The sequence below is a fragment of the Shewanella sp. S23-S33 genome (genome assembly GCF_043359565.1).
Lineage (GTDB): Bacteria > Pseudomonadota > Gammaproteobacteria > Enterobacterales > Shewanellaceae > Shewanella > Shewanella oncorhynchi.
Genome location: NZ_JBHFFD010000040.1, coordinates 1 through 18,790, shown reverse-complemented (window position 1 = coordinate 18,790; position 18,790 = coordinate 1). Strand labels below are relative to the sequence as shown.

Here is an 18,790-nt window from a genome sequence, read left to right as displayed (position 1 = left end):
TCAAAGTGTGTCATAACCTACGTATTCATCGGCATAAAACCTTAGTGGGACTGGCGTGCAGAGGAAAAGGCACCATGGGGTGGTTCTATGGTTTTAAGCTGCATTTGATTGTGAATCATCAAGGTGGAATCGTGGCGGCCAAAGTGACCCCAGCGAATGTACATGACACAAAACCGGTGAATGAGATGGTGCACAGTGACATGAATAAACTCTATGCAGATAAAGGGTATATCAGTAAAGCGCTGTCCAGTGAATTGCTTGAGAAAGGCGTGAAGTTGGTGACGAACGTGCGTAAGAATATGAAAGCAAAAGCGATGTCGTTGTGGGATAGAGCGATGCTGTCGAGACGTTTCATCATAGAAACCATCAACGACCAGTTAAAAAATATCTCTCAAATAGAGCACTCTAGACACCGCAGCGTGCATGGTTTTATGCTCAACATGATTGCGGGACTCATCGCCTATCAATTGAAAGACAATAAGCCACAACTGAACCTCACTAACGTGGAGTTTAATGCTATTGCAGTTATGGCTCGTTAAACCGATCTCAGGTTAAGTTATCTTTGCTCTGTACTCGAAGTTCTTCAACTCCGGACCATTATTGCTTTTATCATCTCTGGGGCCTCAACTAAAACCGTTAAAGATCTTAACGTGAGCCAAGAATTTAGTTCAAAAAAATCCCTCACAATCATATGAGGAACTTCTGTATAAAAGACAGCTTGTAAAGGTGTTTTTTTTATCGGTGCTGGTTACGAGGGTTAACCGAAAAATAGACAGCAGATTAACTCAAGTCATTTTATTGTGTGACGAATAATCTGACGTAACATTTCAATAATAATCACTTGTATATATTCTATGGGCGATGATGATACAGCTTTTAATCGGTGAAATGAGAGGTGTATATGTCAGTTGTTATAAATCCTGCCCTGAGAGAACAGCTAGGGTTAAATATATCGTTGAGCGAACTAAAAAAACTCGAAAAACTGGATGTGAAAAATATTCGTAATGTGGACATTTTACGTTTAAAGCAAACGTTCAGAACCAGTCATAATGAGCTAAAAAAATGCATTATAGCTAAAGTGCTAACTAAGCTAGCACAACCGCAGGTACTGGTGCCTGAACCGCGTCGGCAACCTCGACCAGATTTACAGGCGCAACCTCAACTATTATCGCAACCGCCACGGCCAGGCGTGCAAGCACCACTTCAACCGCGAGAACTGCCGCCACAGCAAGATTTACAAGCGCAACCCCAACTTCGCGTGCCACAACCTCGTCCGCGCTTACAAGTAAAACCTCGGCCAGATTTACAGGCGCAACCTCTGCTATTATCGCAAGCGCCACTTCAACCTCGAGCACTGCCTCCACGGCCAGACTTACAAGCGCAACATCAACCTCGCGTGCAACCACCTCGTCCGCGCTTACAGCCAGCCCCACTACCGAATGATGCTCAAGCATTACAACTCAAAGAATTGTGTCAAGTCGATGGAAGGCAGCCCAGAAATATGCCTCCACTTCATCCAGAAAACATATCTCAATTAATCAAAGGGGCTAAAACCGGTAAATATAAAAAATTTGAGGGAACCAATCGAGAAGTCTTTATCGACCCAAAAACAGGGCAAGGATATAAAATATTTAAACTCGATAGTACCTGGTCTGCTCTCACCGATGCCGACTTGAGGGTTAATGATATATATCGTGATCACAGATTCTATGGCGGTAAATATGCAAGTTTTGCTACCAATGAAATCATTACTATGCGGGATGATAGAGTAAAGGGGGCACCACAAGTAAAAGTATTTTCTTTTCAAAAAATTCCAGAGGCTAAGAGTTTAGGGCCCAATGAAAAAATTCCACATTCAGTCTTAGTCATGATGGAGCAAGCCGGTTTTCGTCCCTTTGATATAAAGCCTGATAATTTTATAAAGCTCGCCAATGCTCACGGGGGCTATGACTATCTACCTATTGATGCGAAGCTAATAGGATTAAAACGGAGCAATAGTGAGCGCTCTCTAGAAGTTCAGAGCTTTAAGGAACGAGTGGGTCCTTACTGCTATGGACAACGTTGTGTTGACTATAAAAGATAAGGTTATAGTGATATTATAAAGAGTGTAAAAAGGTCTGTATAAGTGGCATGCTATCCATGTCATTGAAAGGAATAAAGTGTACTAGCTCAGACCTGATCTGACAGTTGCCCATTTTTTAGGGTGCCACTGTCAGTTTAGATTTGAGCTAAATTCTTTTCAGCCCAAAACCGTTTCCCATCTATTAATGTGGCCAGTGGTGTTCTGCCGCAGCACATTTTACCTTGATGGGTTCGTTCATTGTTGTAATAAGCCTGCCATTCGTCCAGATCTTTTTGTAGTTCCTCCATGTTACCGTACAATTTTTTTCGGAAAGTAACCTGATAAAACTCATTCAAAATAGTTTTATGGAACCGTTCGCAGATCCCATTCGTTTGCGGGTGTCGCGCCTTAGTCTTAGTGTGTTCTATATCGTTAATCGCTAAATACAGCTGATAGTCGTGCTGTTCCACTTTGCCACAGTATTCGGTTCCTCTGTCAGTTAAAATGCGCAACATGGGCAGCGCCTGTGTTTCAAAGAACGGTAATACTCTGTCGTTGAGTAAATCGGCCGAGGTGATTGGGGTTTTCGTGGTATACAGTTTCACGAAAGCAACTTTGCTGTAAGTATCGACAAAGGTTTGCTGATAAATCCTGCCTACGCCCTTAAGACTACCAACGTAAAAGGTATCTTGTGAGCCGAGATAACCTGGATGATGCGTTTCAATTTCACCACAGGCTTCATCGTCTTGCTGCTTACGCTCAAGGGCGGCAACTTGTTCATCCGAAAGGATTATCCCTTCTAGCTCGACTTTGGCTTCGAGGACTTTTAATCGCTTTTTGAAGTTCTCTAAGCCATGCCGTAACCAAATGGAGCGCACGCCACTGGCGGAGACAAATATCCCTTGTTTTCGAAGCTCGTTACTAGAGCGAGACTGCCCATGGGCAGGAAATGCGATAGCATGTGTTAAGACGGCATTTTCAGTTACATCATCAACACGATTCTTGAGGTTAGGTGTTCTTCTGGACTGATTAATCAACGACTCAACACCGCCGTTTTCAACCAGCTCTTGATAGCGATAGAAAGTATCACGGGAAAGCCCCATGACTTTACAAGCTCTAGACACGTTTCCCAATTCTTCAGCGAGATTGAGTAAACCAGCTTTGTGTTTAATGATGGGGTTGTTAGTATGAAGCATGAGAGTTACCTTTTTGCTTTGATTAAGTTTCGACACCTTTATCAAAACGGGTAACTCTCATCTTTTCAAGATGATGTGTCAGATCAAGTCTGAACTAATACATATAATTTCAACCAAGCATTTTGTTTATGTGTAGATCGATAATCTTGCTTGGCGAATATTTACTTAACATATGGATGCCATTTTCATTGTACAGCCTCGCTTCATTTAAGATCTTTAATATCCGTGATTGCTTAGCTTGATTCTTTGTGCTCGAGAGTGTTTGCTGTAGCCGATTAACATCAATCTGCTTTATTCTTTTGACATCCATTTTTTCTAAATTAGATAGTTCACGCGTTGACACATTTAGACTCAATAACTCTCTATTTATAGTTGAATTTACAAACATAACAATTCCTATTAAAAAATATATTTTCAAGTGAATAATTTAAAGTGATTATTCATGCGTTAGTTTAGTTTCAAATATGAAAAAATAATATAACCTCTTTAACTTTTGCCAATAATTATCTGTTTGCTTAGCCATATATATTAATCAGTTATTTAGTGAGCAACAGACTGACTTATGCATCGTTCTAAAAATGTCTGGTATGTTTCAGTATATTCCACTGACTTGGCTATTAATTCACTCATATTCTGAATGTCGTTAGGTGCATTTTTACTATTTTCAATTCTGGGGGCTAACACTATGGCCAAGCTTTTGGCCGTCATTTTATTTTCGTCAGTATATGTAATGACATGCTGACAAAGCTTCACGACTGTGGCTAATTGCTTTGGTAATTCTTCCAATGTCGGGATATACGTAGCATCATTAGCACACTTTTTTACCGCATCATCAATAATATCACTATCTTTACTCATCAAAGACTGTTGTAACTCTGCCTTGATCCAATGAGCAAAAATGTGATGTACATTGTTCATACTCTTTAGCTTGTCAAAGTTCTGTATCATATGGCGACTGCTAATTTTATTCAATTGTTCTGAGCTTGGGGATATTCTGAAAATCCCTTCATGCTTCAGGGCATCAGGGCTCTTTTCCAATAACGCCACCAGCTGTATCACAGTTTCAGCATGAGGATTTCTTGCGATAATTGCATGATATTTACTATCCTTATCTAGAAGTTTATTCAGCTTAATATTTGCTTTGATAAGTAATGCTTCATCACTCAACACTCCTGAAATAACTTTTACAATCTCTTTAGTATTTTTTTCTTGCTTTATTCTCACTATATCCAGAGCAAGATCATGCTTGCCTAACTTATCGGCAACACTTGAATGATGCAATACATGAGCTCGGAATTTGTTAATTAGATTCATAATCAAACCTTTTTATAAAATAATTGTACATCAAATTATTATCTCCAAATAATGATCAAGCTCACGAGACTATTTCTGAAATATTCAGATAAACTTTGAATCCAATAGAACACTAAGATATGCACATTTTCATGAAATTTATATCTATACTTTCCTTGTTGTTTTGCACGGATAATGGCTCTTGGTGTTGTGATGAGCTTGTATTTAGCCTCTTCATCCGACACACCAAGAGCCATTTTCTATGTTTATTTTACTTGCCGGTATAGGTTCACTTAAAACTCGCCGGGGGCCATCAAGTCGCGCAAATTAATAACTTGGTTATCCTTGGTTTTTAAATACTTCATTTTTTCTAATAATGCATAGCAAGACACTGTTCTCCCTGAAATCACTAACTTAAGTTTACGTGAGCTCGCCTCATCTATGTTACGTATGATAATCCCTGTCTCGCTGCGAATATCATACAATACGAGATCTCCATCTCTTTTTTGCACCAAAATTGAATTTACATCCGAAACCTCCAATTGCAACAGAGCTTTGTGGGCATGATTGTCGATCACGATTTGATGATAGTGAGCCAAGTCAGCCGATGTAAATACGTATGTTTGTCCTTCTGCCTCCGCTGAAATCATGACACTCGTCACACCAGCGATATGTGGTACATTCAGTTGCGCCTGTCGATGATTTTTGTCCGCTTGTAATACTAATACGCTCGCCTGTTCCAACTGCACAAAACCATAGTCACCAATCAAGTCGGCACTCTCTCCACTCACTCGCAATAACTGATTAGTCGTTTTATCGTGCACAAAATAACTATTTTCATCGGCATTATCTTGTCCTAAATATTCAAGATAATGGGCCGCATTCAATGCATTCGAGCTAATAACCTGCTTTGATTGACTCAAATACCAAGCAGGTGCGGTTACCGCTTGACCCTGTAGTTTCACCGCCGTTGCCATTGGATAATCTAGAAATGCCAAACTTCCGTTTAAATCAGATTGATGCTCCTCTCTCCAATGAGCCGTTACTGCCACTAACGTCGGTTCATCTAACAACTCAGCATGGTAACTTAGGTTAAATACTAATCCTTCAGGGGTAGTCAACTGCAGATGATTTCTTTGGCGTTCGGCCCGAACTATTCCTTGGCCTAATTGTTGGTAGCGTTCAGCCTCCTCAACATTTACGGTTATTTCCAACATGTCATTTAGCTGTAACGACGCTGATGGAGTCGCTAAAAGTTGTTTATAGAGTGCTCGCTCACTCACATCAAAGATCCAAGCATATTTCTCATCTTGACTTAAACCTAGATAAGATAAAGTGTGATTTTCAAGGTTTGCCCCCCCCATAACCAATCGCTGTTGTTTTACATCAAACCAGGCATTAATTACCTGACTATCAGTGTCTTTTAACCCCAGCAAAGCTAAGTTTTCCAATTTAAGATCGTTCTGCATACTGAGTTGCTGCAGTGAAGAGAGCAGCGATGTTCTGTGTACTTTAAGCCAATCCGAATTTACCCCGGCTAATCTCGCGGTGCCTGAGTTGTCGAGCACAAATACACTGCCATCCAAGCGTTGTGCAAATAGCTGGCTGTTGTTTGTAAACACAGACTTAAGTGAACTGATATCTACCTTCACTGCTTGTGTACCTAGCCTTCCATTGTCAGCTTGAAAATACAGGCTCTGTTCACTGTGACTATAAAAGTAGAATGCACTTTGACTCGGGTTCTGCGTGGGTGTCACAAAAGCCAACATCAAATCTGCCGGGATCTTAGTATCAACATTGGCTCTTATTACACCATGTAAACCTAGATTTCCAGGTCGGATCCAATAGCGTTTATTCAACTCCCCCTGCTTAGCGGACAAGGTTATCAACTGATCCAATTCAGCATTGACCCAAGTTAAAGGCTCAAGATCTTCTGTAGTTATTAGCCATTGATCGAGATCTGGAAATATCTGAGCTATATCAATTAAATTCGTGACATTTGGGTTGTCCACCGCCGCGATCAAATCCATATCGCCTTGCACTGCCATTAGTTTAAGTTGGTCATCGTCTACCCGATAAGTCCAAGTCACCCGCTGATCAGCGCCTTGTATTTGTTCTATCGCGAAATATAAATGCTCACCTTCTTCCCAAGCTCGACTATTTTCAGGCTGCGTTTGCTCCCCCCAAAAACGCAATGGCCGGTATTGTTTTAATACTTGCCCGGTCACGATATCGACCTGCCATAACTCTGCTCTATTGCTGAACCATGCCTTATTTTGTTTAATGGAGATTAATCTGGCTTGCGCCAAAAACTCACTCTTTGCAGGATTATTCGTATAAATGAAACGATTTTCACTCACTTGATAGAAGGCTTGGCCCACAAAACTGCCTTTTTGTGGCTGAAAATTATCCACGGCCACAAACTGACTCTCTAAATGCTGATCTTTTGCCAGAGAGTGTAAGTGAGTTTGTAAGGCAAGACTCGAATCCCAAGCTCTGCCATCTTCGGAGATCAATTCCGCTTTTAGCTCTTCCATATTGATATAGAAGACTTCATTACGTTTGTTGAGAACTGTGATTGAACCTAGCGTCAAGCTAGCTAAGTTCACTCTAACTCCACCCACACTAATGTGATCTTGCTGAACAATAATCTGATCTGAATTTAAATGACGCGCATCCAACACCCAGCGAGTACCACGTACTTGACGTGAAGTCACCTCTAAAGACAGTTCGGCGCCAGTCTGCAAGACGATATGATACTCCCCTCGACGTCCAGAGAATTGATAGCTCAATTTACCCTGCAGTTCAGGGCCTAATTGGCGCATTTGGATCTGACGATTTTGATCATCCAAATTAATTCGAATAGGCGTATGCACATATTCTTGGGTAATTTTACGGATAATATATTCCGATGGAAAAATATAAAAATCATAATCGAATCGATAATCAGACTCTAGACGGCGGATCACATCGAATCCCGAATCATGTCTCGTGGTTGAGCCTGGCAAATTTTGGTAGTCATAACTGATATATGACTTGGGGGTCGCTGGCAACACCAGAACACGATTTTCAGGATGAAAATCCGCAGTATCAGTATATCCAATCCCAGCTCTCACATTAATCGCTTGTGATTTATCTCGTATTTCGCGAGGCATATCACCCGCCCAAAAGAAGTAATTAATCTTACCCGAACCAGTGACGCCATGATGCGTGCGGTAAATATATTGGCTATCAAATTTAAGCAGATTTGAATTGAAGTCCAGCTCGGTAATGACGGCACCATCCCTTGGCTCAATACCGTGATAATTAGTCCCATCTGCTAATATTTTATCAACCTTAACATAGCCTCCGTGCTGATAAGCGGAATCTACCGCGGCAAAATATTTACCCACAGCCTTTGCATCTTCAGTCACTTCACCAAATGCCTGCGCCAAAGCGGTAAAACCAATCGCCAATCCCCCGGTAATCACTCCTGCACCGCCCAAAACCGCTCCGGCAGTTGACCCCCCCAGCAGTCCAGCACCAATGCCAGCGGCACTCGAGATAACACTGGCAGAATCGAAAGCGAGTTGCGTACCATAAATAGCCCTTTGCACCTCGTTTTGTGCGTGGCCTAACTCATAACTATCAAGCACTACACTCGCAAAGCCTAATCCAATACCAATACCTTCATTTACCGTATGGCTCACCGCCGATAGGGTGGCACTGGTAACCGCTTCACCTTGATGAATGGCTACCTGATATAATTTTACTATTTTGGCGGCATCTAATATGGTGCCATGGGCTATTTGAGCGAGGTTAATATAAGTGTGAACTGCCAGCGCCTGACCCAGACCTTTGGACAGATTCCCTCCCGTCGCTGAGCTACGACTCTTATTTTGAAACCAAGTAATAATACTCTGTACTGCAAACGCTGAATTTAAACCATCAACATGCTCGACCTCTGCAACGCCATAGCGAGGCAGCAAAACACCATCACTATAAGTGTAACGGGTCTTAATTGTATCTAAGGCATTTTCATAATGGCGTTTAAACGCCAAAATTCGCTCATCTCGAGTTATGAGTTCACGTACTTGTTCCGGATTTTTGCGATTGATAACCGGAATACGATAGCTGCCATCTCCCTTATCAGTGATATTCTCAAACACTGGGAACCAGTTATGATCGAGGCCCTCGAGTTTAAAAAGTTTCTCTGTCGCAGTAAAAAAATCTTCGGCAAGATTGACACTTTCTAGCAGAGTGAGTCCCGACTTTAACTTAAGATCGGCTTCTAGACTGTCCTTAGTTTGCCCTATCGCAGCGGCAGTTTGATGAACGACAAGATTAGCAACCCTATCATTGGGACTAATAATATCGGACACAGATAAACCGCTCGAAAGCCGTATTTGAGCCATAGCGGTGGTATTGACGCGACGCATTTCAAATTCTGGTAAGTGCTTATTATCACCATAGGCGGAATAAAATCTCGCATAAGATTTTTTAATCAGATGCTCATTCAGTCCTTTACTGAATGCCGCTGCATTATCAAAACTAAATACCGCAAAGTTAGGATCATAAAAATAGAACACCTCTTTTTCTGCCGTGGTTGTTTTTCCCACCAACATAGTATGCTCAGTCGTATTCATAAGCATTAACACTGCCCCATTCGCCCCCAAGCTCTCGGCCTGAAGCTCTGAGACAATTTGCGAAATGCGCCATTTTCCCAACCGAGTTTCGGCCAAGCCTGCATCGGTATTGGAATGTAGATACCCTATCGTTTGGTAAATATGTTTGGAGCTAACATCTTCTGGATTAGCTGCTGCACCATAGAGGTTAAGTGCAAACTCACGGATCCCCTCGGGTCCTTTACTTGCAATGGCCGAGGCCATCATTCGTGACAGAGGCAAACACCGACCTGGTTGAGCCAGCAGGATAAAGTCTTGCGGCATGAGTTGGGCAACTTCTCCCCCTTGACTTCGAATATAGGTAGCAACCTGCTGGGTTTTATCCAGAGCATTTCGATACACTTCTTGCTTATAGTTATCTTTAATGCGCGCAACTAAAGCACCTTTATGCTGATATGTAAGTTCTTTTGATTCATCAAGTAACAATCCCATCATTTGCAACGTCGTCATATCAACTTGCCATCCGGGAATTTCAACATCTGCAGAATGGGCAAAACCTTGCTGATAACTCAGTCCCCTCTCCCCAGATAAATTATTCAGCGCCGTCTTAAAGTTGTTATATCGTTCAACCAAGCGTAAATTTCCGCCCCCAGCAAGCTGGCTATCAATTGCAATCACACTCTGAGTGCCGTTCCGTTGCTTCTTATCTAACCACAGCCACATACGATCCATGTCGATAGAACGTTTAATGTTAAGCTCATAACGGTCTTGGTAAAATGCCTCGGTGACCTTAATAGCATTAAGTTCTGCTAGATATTGCTTTTCACTCTCCCGATTAGCATGCTTTAATTTGCTCAACAAGTCGGTTTTACGCTCTCGTAAAGGGCGCAACTCCTCTTCTACCGCCTGATTAAGCTGATTGCGTAAAACCTGCCATTGAATCAATGCCGAATTCTCATCCACCTTAAGCGGTTCTTCGGGATGAATAGGCTGATCGCTCGGGGGCTGTGCTAGCTCGACTCTGAGTTCGACGGCATTTTTTAGCAGTTTTGTTTGAGCCATAAGTCGTTTGTTGGCAAACTGGCTTTCTATTTGATTATTTGATACAGAACCAGGCGTTTGGATATAGGGCTTGCCCTCATTCCCCTCACGTTTAAGCCATTTAACGCCCGCGGCCTCTCCCAGAACTATTTTTTGCACTTGTAGCTGTAACATCATTTGCCAGCGGCCATCTTTAAACAACATATAGGCTGCGGCAACCTGATTATCAAGCGCCGCCCCCTGATAATCATCGTAGTCCACCGACATCACCACATTGTCATATAAAACCGAACTGCCCACTCGTCCATCATGGAAAACACGATAGTGAGTCGCATTAAGCTCAGTCACGATTACTGAGCTTCCAGTCAATAACCCTGTTAATAAAAAACTCCCTTCTAGGGCAAGCTTAGGAATGTCAACATAGGCGGGGACTGGATTACCCCGCCCATTGAAGCCAAGGAAATAGGCAGGAGCAGTATCACTCCCCGCTACCGCCGAAAAATGCAGTTGATAACCACTAATACTCGATGTTAATTTTGCAAACCCCTGTTCAGGTAAAGTACCATGTTTAATAAGCTCAATAACATCGACAGTATGCTGAGTAAGAAATGAGTGAGGATCTGCCACAAAGTCTGTCATAGCCTGTGCACTGCTAGCCATGAGAACATGTTGCAATCTCATCTTACCCATCTTACTTATTCCCTGTACGGGTAAGGCTACAGAACCAATACTATTTTTTTTCGAGCCGAAATCATTACTCATATCGGATGTTATCGCGTCACTGTCACTACCAAAAGCAAGTTGTGCCGTTAACAATGGGGTCATCAGAACAGATAGAAACGTTTTTTTCATGCATTTTCCTTTGGCTAAATATTATCCATTTATTATGAGACTATAAAATTTTATGTGTAAGTTGCTGTTTATTATAAAGACACATGGTCACCGCACATGATCATAAACTGCGTCATGGCTGGCTTCATGTCTCGTAGTGGCATTGTTCACTGTTTAGAAATCTGGTGTAAAGCCAGATACGGCAACTTCAGCACCGCGTCATCACTCGGGAACGACCGTCTGGTCTTGATCACCTGACGTAGGCTGGTATTGAGTGATTTGATGGCGTAGGTGGTGTAAATCACCTTGCGGATTTCCGGGGGACAGTCGAAGAAAACGCTAAGCCTTGTCCAGTTTTCGCGCCAAGATTTGCTGATACTTGGATGCTGCTTATCCCATGTCTCGGTAAATTGCTCCAGGGCTAGTTCGGCTTGCTGCAACGTGTCTGCGCCATAAATCGTTTTAAGGTCTGCTGCAACGGCTTTACGCTCTTCCCAACTGACTCTCTCGTGGAGTCGTGGCTATTGAAGGGTTGCTGATGGTTATTGGAACTAGTTGATAACTATTTGAACATGCACCAGACACAGCCTGACCAATAAAGTTACCTATGAGTGGTCCCATAGCGGCACCCGCCCCTTGGATTCCACAAGAACCACCTCCTAGGGTTGTACCTATTCCTCCTACTAGTGCATCATTTGCTCTTCTACCGCCAGTAGCCATGTCCATTTCAAATGCTTTAAGTTCTCGCATATTACTCTCCTTTTTGAGTGTGGTTATAAAAATAGTATAAATCACCAATCGCAATACATATTATTACAACTGAAAATATCGAAAGGTCTTCCCAGATGTAAAAATAGGTTGAGATAAAAAATGGTAAAAAGCATATAATATGAAGTAAGCTATTTTTTACTGGGTCAAAAAACCGGTCTAAACATATATCAATATCAATATCTAATATTTTATGCATCATTGCAATATCTATGAATACATATGTTAAAACAAATAACATACCAGAATGGAAATTATCCTCGCCTGAAATATAATACGACTTATATATATCAATGATAAGTCCAATTGATAATGACGCAGCCAAAAAATATAATTGTTTTTTCATTTTTAAACCATGTTGTTAAGGCAGTTTGTTTAATCGAAAATTAAAAGTAAATAATTACAATAGCCATTTGTGATAAATAATGGTTCAAGTAACCACTCTATTAGAGTTCTCATGCCAGTATTGATGTCTGCTTGCAGCAACATACCAGGAATTAGTGCAGTTTGATTGCCATACGCTTTGATATATTGTTGTTTTAATTCTATTTAAATTGTATACGCAGGCTCATTAAATGAGAGTTTACGCGTAGTTTTCTCAGGAAAAATAATATTATTAGAAACATGTGAAACCTGTCTTTGAGTAATGGCAAACTTTTGAAATGGAAAAGCATCCTGTTTGATATTTACTTCATATCCTCTTTAATATAAACTATGGCTCGGATGGGGATAAATACATCGGCTTCTAGCGGTAAATCGGTTAGAATAATAGTTATTAGGTGATCACCAGAAGAGGCAAACTCACCAATATTTAATTTTATTGAAGAAACAACTCCGCTAATTGGTGCTTTCAAAAACCAAATTTCTACTTTCTAAAATTGCAGCTTTATTATTAGAGAGTTTTGACAGCTCAATATCAAGAAGGTCAATTTGTTGTTTATCAAAAGGTAATCTTGCTTTTTCATTTAAAGAATTAGCGAGGTTAGTTTCAGATTTCAATACGACAGTGTATTTTCTGTTGAAAATCCAGTACTAAATAAAGCGGTGTTTTCACTTCACTTTGACTAGCGTAATCATCAAATTGTAATTTTTAATATCAGCTAAACGTTCTTTGGCAAGCTGAACTCTATTTCGTAATAAATTGCCTTGAAGTATTAACTCAACTTGCTCTTGTTTTAAAAGTATAATGAAATATTTTAATCTAGATTCCCACTCTTTAAATAAATTGTCATACTGAACTAGCTCACCATCGATAATATATATTTGATTATCTGGTTCTTTAATTTTTTCTTTGTCAGATTTTAAGGCGTTCTGAAGAAACTTGTCATTCTACACAGAAAGTAATGTGTCACCTTGATTCACGATAGCCTTCCTTTACCGCTATTTGACTAACGACACTGCTTGTATGGGAATAAAATCTAGCAAGCCCATTCGTACGGACAAGATAACCTTTTTTGCATGTCACTACAAAAAATTAAAATCATTATAGAAAGCACAAAAAGAGAAATGAATAATAAAAATAAGATATTGAATTTATTATTGCAACTTTACCATGATATGTGGTCTATTTTTTATCTAAAGCTTGCCTTCTAAATGACTTTGACATGGTAATTTCGCATATACTAATACGTGCTTAATATAATGGTTGTGATTAAACACAATATGTATTTTATACTTCTTTAAGATTCTCAATATTTCCAGAGTGACTAGATAGTACTGTTTTAAACGCAATCGCTCTGTTATGATACCATTTATATAGTTTTATAATTTAAATATTCGAAATATATCAGTTCAACCATTTTTGATTGTCAATTGCTGGTGGTTAAGGCAACTTAAAATTACATACATACATCATAAATACATTGTGATAAAAATAAATATCACTTGAAGTAAATTAATAGACATTAACCATGAAATCTTTGAGACAATCTAGCTATGAATGTATCAAATTTGAATAGAACTTTAGTATTATTTTTTACTTTTTTACTATTTATTAGGTGTTTTTTTTGGCTTTTTATATTGCATTGGTTTGCTTGTTGGTTTATTGATGATTTTTTGCTTTGTAATGTGATGTTGAGTGTTTTGCCTATGTTTTTCATATGTTTTATTTTTGTGTTGGTCGTTGTGTTTTCTGGATTTTCTCTATATTTCGTAGTCTATTTAATTGGAGAGTTTTGGTGATTAAGTTTTATTTAATTTCATGTTTTTTATAAGTATCGGCGAAGGGTTTTGTTTCCTAAATCGAGTCAGCGAACAATACTCTCATCATTGTTCAAATTTCAGGCATACCTAGCCCAGTAAGCTTGTTCAAAGCCCTAATCATCGCGTAAGTTTCTCCCACCTGAGCGTTATAATTCCGTATGCTCAACGTGCCTCCTAGCAGTTGTTTTATCCTGTACATGGCGGTTTCTGAGATTGAACAGCGATGATAACCATCTCGTTTTTCCACTGCTTATTTGAGCCATGAAGCTGTTGCCAACTGACGGCTAAGTTTCGTGGATGCCCTTGTTCCCATAGCGCAGCACCTTCCCTAGGTGGAATGAGCACTAAAGCGCGTTTTCGACGAACGACTTCGTGACAGGCTTTCGTGTCGTAAGCACCATCACCCGAGATATTGTGGATTTTTCGATGGGTTTGCTTAAGTAAATTGGGGAGCACTTCAGCGTCTGTGACACCTGATAAACTGAGTTCTGCGGCAATCATTTCATGGCTATGTGTATCTACGGCAATGTGCAGTTTACGCCACACTCGGCGCTTTCCATCTGTGCCATGTTTCTTCACTTTCCACTCACCTTCGCCATAGACCTTCAAGCCTATCGAGTCGATAGCTAAGTGCTCAATGGCGCCGCGAGTCTTGGTTTTAAAAGCAATATTGACCGTTTTCGCGCATTTACTGATGCAGGTGTAATGCGGGCAAGATAATGGGATTTCACCCAGTTTAAACACCGAATTGATGAAGCCCTGTAAGGCTCTCAGTGGCATAGAGAAAATTCGCTTAACCATCAACGCAGTGATTGGCTAAGTCGCTAAATACTTGAGGGCGACCATTCTTGGGCTGCTCGACCTTGGCTTTCCACTTAGCAATTGCATCCTCATCAATCCAGAAGGTAAGTGAACCGCGGTTGATTAAGGCTTGGTTGTATTGCTTCCAGTGGGTTGTTTTATTGCGAGGTTTTGACACGGTTGACGGGTAAGTTGATAGGCGATGCCGATCAGATCAGCGACTACGGTTTTAGTTCAACCTATTTAGGAAACAAAGCCAGCCGATAAAGAATATTTGAAAGCAAAGAACAATAGCCCATAATTAAGTGTAGAAATAATTAACACCCTTCTGTCTGTCTTCATTTTTCATAAAAAGGAATTTTTACTCAGTAGAAAAATTTATTTTTTATGATATCTTTAAAAAAAGATATGGTTTAAAAATGAGCATTTTCGCGATATACCTATACATAATATCTTTAATCCCCCCTAACAGCACAGTTGAATCTTAAGGACTAAAATGCCGATAACTACATATTGCATCTTAAATAGGAACATATTCGCAGGTGACGCTAGTAGTATTCATGTTGATTTAGTAAATAAGCTTGATATAGCTACCGTTCGCCACACACAAAAAAAACCTCAAGGATTAATGCTTATAATTGGAAATCATGGGGTAAGTAAAGATTCTTTACATATTTTAGGTCAACAATTACCTAGAGTAATAAATAATAAAACTCCATACATAGCAGCATTTATAGATGACGGCGCAAAGAAGAGTTTCAACGAATCCATTGAAATCTACAAGGAAATGTATCCTTCTGAGTTATCAAGTGAACAGTACCGATCTCTAAATGTTAATGAAAAGATAGCGTATACTTTGAACCAAACTGCAAAAAAACAAATAAATATCTCCCTCCGAGATTTAAACTTAAGTGAGTTTAGTAAGCTATATATTTTAGGTCATGGTGCCGCTGGACTTGACGTTATAAAAAGTGGAGGTAAAACTTTTGATGTAAAACAAATAGTTGACACTCTGGAAGAAAACAATATTTTAAGTGAAATTAAAGATTTGAGAGTTACTAGTTGTAACTCTGCAGATAAAAATTCACCAAAGAGCATGTCTTCTAGAGATATTTCCGAAGCTAATGAAAAGCCTGGTTTTTTTAGTAAGATGATATTTGGAGATAAGAAGTCGTTAGTGGAATTAATTAGTGAGGAAGTTTGGATACGTGGATATACCGATATTTCGGTTTCCGGATATCATGGAAGTGGTGTATTTTATAATGGTAAAGACTTGCCACTTAGTCACTTGAGAAGTTCAACCATACCAGTAAGTGACGAAATTAAACGCAAAGAAGTTAGAGTTACATTACATTCTAACTTAGATTCTAACTTAGATTCTGACTTAGATTCTGACTTAGATTAAGTTTAGAGGGAGTAGTTACGAGACTATCAAATTTTCTGTGAATAACCAAGATGTAGCTCCATCTCGGAGGCTGTTCATAATTCTGTGTCAGGTTAATTTCACAGATCGATATGGTTTTCTAAGCGCCCCTCAAAGCTTCATATCCGATACTGGTCGTCTACGCTCATTTTCAAAGTTGAGTGTTAATCTGAGCTGCGTTACAGTCCAAAAGTAAGCCCTTAGAGGAGGGCCTACTTTTGGCTTGGTGTTCAAATAACCGCAGCTTTGAGATTAGATTATATTCAGTGTTAGATTGGCGTTAAAACTAAGTCTTCACTCAGTTTTAGATCAATATATATTCTTGCCGATGAAGTTTGGATAAACGATTTCATTTTTCAGATGTAGGGAAAGAAAACTCTCCAAGGTTAGGAACCAAATATTTGTACTGCTTTGTCTTATCATCGATAACAGCAGCGACCTCATGCCCATAACCGCTTTTTTAGGTGTAAGGCCGATGAGGTGAAAGCCTACTTTTTCAATATTAAGCGTTGTTTCGTGTGCTGATAATGCTAACCCTCGAGCGTGCAAGTAGGGTTCTCCTCCATTATCTATCTTGAGATGAACTACTTCATCGAAACTCTCTTTCGTTTTTATATCATTAAAAAATGGGATATCTTGGTATATATCTGCACAGCATTTCATGGCAAGCTAAGTACATAGGCCTGTTTTACCTATTTTAATACTTTTTAGCATGCTTGATTGATCTCATGAAGTATCAAGCTGCCCACCGAAATGATGAGCAATTTTTTCTTGATTCTGTGGTAAAGAAAAAAGCGTAGAGAGAATCTTTTGGGTTGCATTAGGTTTTAAAGTATTATCGAGTTGACCACGGGCATAATATTTTTCTAGCATCCCATTGATGATGCTATTATCTGGAAAACTCGCTCTGATGGATGCAAGCAATTCACGATAATTACTCGGAAGCATGCCCCCAAGCTCAACACCTACAAGTTGAAAGTCCCTAATTATAGCAGATTTACCAACCACTTCAGTATTACAGTCGGCAATGTCGAACGAAATTGGTGCGTCTTTTCTCAGAGTATTTAACACATTTTTGTTGCTCCTTTATCACTAAGTGTTGATATTTCTATTTTTATATTTTCACGTGTAGTATCAAAAATTCCACCGTGTTTTTGATCACTAATTTTCTCCTTCAGTCTGATTATTTTTCTTGTTTAACGGTTTTTGTTGTTAACAGTGCTCTGGGGGATCCCCTCATAATTGGGGTCTTCCAGCGTCATGAACTAAGTTTATATATTCGATTAATGCCCAGCGAAAAATGGTCTCCTTTACCGGATATTTGTCTCTTTTGCGTACTTCCTTTCCAAGTCTAACTATTGATAGCACAGCCCGCTTTCTCACTGTATTGGCTTGAAAATATCTTTGTCATCCAAGGTGTTGTGCCGCTAACCCAATACACCACAACACGATTTCAGCCAGCATAGAGATGAGCAGCAATACATCATATCGCTTTGGACAACGGCTGCGGCTTCGTCTAAGTCCCATGCCATATTGCGGACTTTTTAAATCGCGGAAGGTTTCTTCAATTTGCATTCGGTTAGCATATAAATCGACGACCTTTGAAGGGCCAAAGTAGTCCGGCGGTAGATTTGTTGCGAGTAGCCAAGGCTCTTTACTCCCTAAGCTGTAACTCTTTTGTGCGGTGTGATTTCGCCCAGCCTTAGAAGAACGTTTATCCTTACGCAGCTTAGGTTTAGCTTTAAACAAGTGCAGGCAACATTGTACGCGCTAACTTGACACTACCTATGTATTTTGCGGTTGAATTCGCTTTAGGGTTGTAGTGTAGTGTAGTGATGTGATGGACGCCTCAGCACCTAAGCTTGCAGTATTATGCCAAGCTTGAAGCTGACAAATAGTTCTGGAGGTTTCCATCATGGATATTAAAGTTATTGGTATCAATTTAGCCAAAAATGTTTTTCAAGTTTGTGTTTGTCTTATGGATAACTCAGTCATGACTAACAAAAAGGTTAACAGAAACAAGCTGCTCGATAAAATTAGACAATTCCCCGAAGTTAGTCTTATTGCTATGGAGGCCTGTGGTACGGCGCATTACTGGGGAAGACAATTTCAAGCACTTGGTTATCAAGTGCAATTGATCCCTGCTCAACATGTTAAGCCATTTGTTGCAAACCAAAAGAATGATGCCAACGATGCCCTCGCTATATGCGAAGCGGTTTTCAGACCTAATATCCACATGGTTCCAGTTAAAACTGTTGAGCAACAAGACATTAAAGCATTACGTTGTGTACGTAGTCGTCTCGTTCAAAATCGAACCGCCATGGTCAATCAAATTCGAAGCCTAGCGAGCGAGTCTGGTGTGATCTTCTCTGTCGGCAGGTTGCAATTACAAGCGTCACTTAGCCGTATTTTAGCAAATAATGAGCATGAACTGTCTTATACGCTTCATTACCTGTTAAAACTTTTATATGAAGATTTATGTGTTTTAAATGAGAGAATTAATCAAATAGAGCGCGACATTAAAGCGCTATGTCAAATCCAACCTCGCTACAATGCATTGCTGTCGATC

The 18,790-nt window shown here is 40.0% G+C and carries 11 protein-coding genes and 3 pseudogenes; 4 read left to right on the top strand and 10 right to left on the bottom strand.

Going from position 1 to position 18,790, the window contains the following annotated elements; translation table 11 throughout:
• On the top strand, nucleotides 1–539 hold a 539-nt coding region (locus tag ACHA99_RS10550; protein ID WP_393942626.1), incomplete at its 5' end, for an IS982 family transposase.
• 546 nt (nucleotides 540–1,085) lie between these two features.
• Here the strand turns inward: ACHA99_RS10550 and ACHA99_RS10545 are convergent.
• A complete protein-coding gene (locus tag ACHA99_RS10545; RefSeq protein WP_393942624.1) occupies nucleotides 1,086–1,454 on the bottom strand; it encodes a hypothetical protein in 369 nt (122 codons plus the stop codon).
• 47 nt (nucleotides 1,455–1,501) lie between these two features.
• Between ACHA99_RS10545 and ACHA99_RS10540 the strand changes: the two genes are divergently transcribed.
• Nucleotides 1,502–2,083 (top strand): hypothetical protein, encoded by a 582-nt coding sequence (locus tag ACHA99_RS10540; protein WP_393942622.1) that lies wholly within the window; start codon nucleotides 1,502–1,504, stop codon nucleotides 2,081–2,083.
• 134 nt (nucleotides 2,084–2,217) lie between these two features.
• On the opposite strand, the gene ACHA99_RS10535 is transcribed toward ACHA99_RS10540, so the two are convergent.
• From ACHA99_RS10535 to ACHA99_RS10505, 7 genes and pseudogenes are all read right to left on the bottom strand, one after another.
• Nucleotides 2,218–3,258 (bottom strand): IS481-like element ISShes15 family transposase, encoded by a 1,041-nt coding sequence (locus ACHA99_RS10535; RefSeq protein WP_393942620.1) that lies wholly within the window; start codon nucleotides 3,256–3,258, stop codon nucleotides 2,218–2,220.
• 540 nt (nucleotides 3,259–3,798) lie between these two features.
• Nucleotides 3,799–4,572, bottom strand: coding sequence for a RhoGAP domain-containing protein (locus tag ACHA99_RS10530; RefSeq protein ID WP_393942618.1), 774 nt, complete (start codon nucleotides 4,570–4,572; stop codon nucleotides 3,799–3,801).
• Nucleotides 4,573–4,844: 272 nt separating this feature from the next.
• Nucleotides 4,845–11,048, bottom strand: coding sequence for a TcdA/TcdB pore-forming domain-containing protein (locus ACHA99_RS10525; protein ID WP_393942616.1), 6,204 nt, complete (start codon nucleotides 11,046–11,048; stop codon nucleotides 4,845–4,847).
• 71 nt (nucleotides 11,049–11,119) lie between these two features.
• Nucleotides 11,120–11,530, bottom strand: a pseudogene (locus tag ACHA99_RS10520) (transposase); the annotation flags it as partial.
• A 248-nt stretch (nucleotides 11,531–11,778) separates the two neighbouring features.
• The gene (locus ACHA99_RS10515; protein ID WP_393942614.1) at nucleotides 11,779–12,141 is read right to left on the bottom strand and encodes a hypothetical protein; all 363 of its coding nucleotides are present in this window, start codon (nucleotides 12,139–12,141) and stop codon (nucleotides 11,779–11,781) included.
• A gap of 340 nt (nucleotides 12,142–12,481) precedes the next feature.
• On the bottom strand, nucleotides 12,482–12,649 hold the full coding sequence (locus ACHA99_RS10510; RefSeq protein ID WP_393942612.1) for an HlyD family efflux transporter periplasmic adaptor subunit: 168 nt from the start codon (nucleotides 12,647–12,649) through the stop codon (nucleotides 12,482–12,484).
• Between the two features lie 1,418 nt (nucleotides 12,650–14,067).
• Nucleotides 14,068–14,976 (bottom strand): annotated as a pseudogene (locus ACHA99_RS10505) (IS5 family transposase).
• Between the two features lie 318 nt (nucleotides 14,977–15,294).
• Here ACHA99_RS10505 and ACHA99_RS10500 point away from each other — a divergent pair.
• Nucleotides 15,295–16,203 (top strand): hypothetical protein, encoded by a 909-nt coding sequence (locus tag ACHA99_RS10500; RefSeq protein ID WP_393942610.1) that lies wholly within the window; start codon nucleotides 15,295–15,297, stop codon nucleotides 16,201–16,203.
• Between the two features lie 744 nt (nucleotides 16,204–16,947).
• Here the strand turns inward: ACHA99_RS10500 and ACHA99_RS10495 are convergent.
• Together ACHA99_RS10495 and ACHA99_RS10490 are read right to left on the bottom strand one after the other, a co-directional pair.
• Nucleotides 16,948–17,292, bottom strand: a complete 345-nt coding sequence (locus tag ACHA99_RS10495; protein WP_393942608.1) for a hypothetical protein — start codon at nucleotides 17,290–17,292, stop codon at nucleotides 16,948–16,950.
• A gap of 165 nt (nucleotides 17,293–17,457) precedes the next feature.
• Nucleotides 17,458–18,037: pseudogene (locus tag ACHA99_RS10490) on the bottom strand (IS4 family transposase); the annotation flags it as partial.
• 99 nt (nucleotides 18,038–18,136) lie between these two features.
• Between ACHA99_RS10490 and ACHA99_RS10485 the strand changes: the two are divergent.
• A partial coding sequence (locus ACHA99_RS10485) for an IS110 family transposase (protein ID WP_393942606.1) occupies nucleotides 18,137–18,790 on the top strand: 654 nt, incomplete at its 3' end.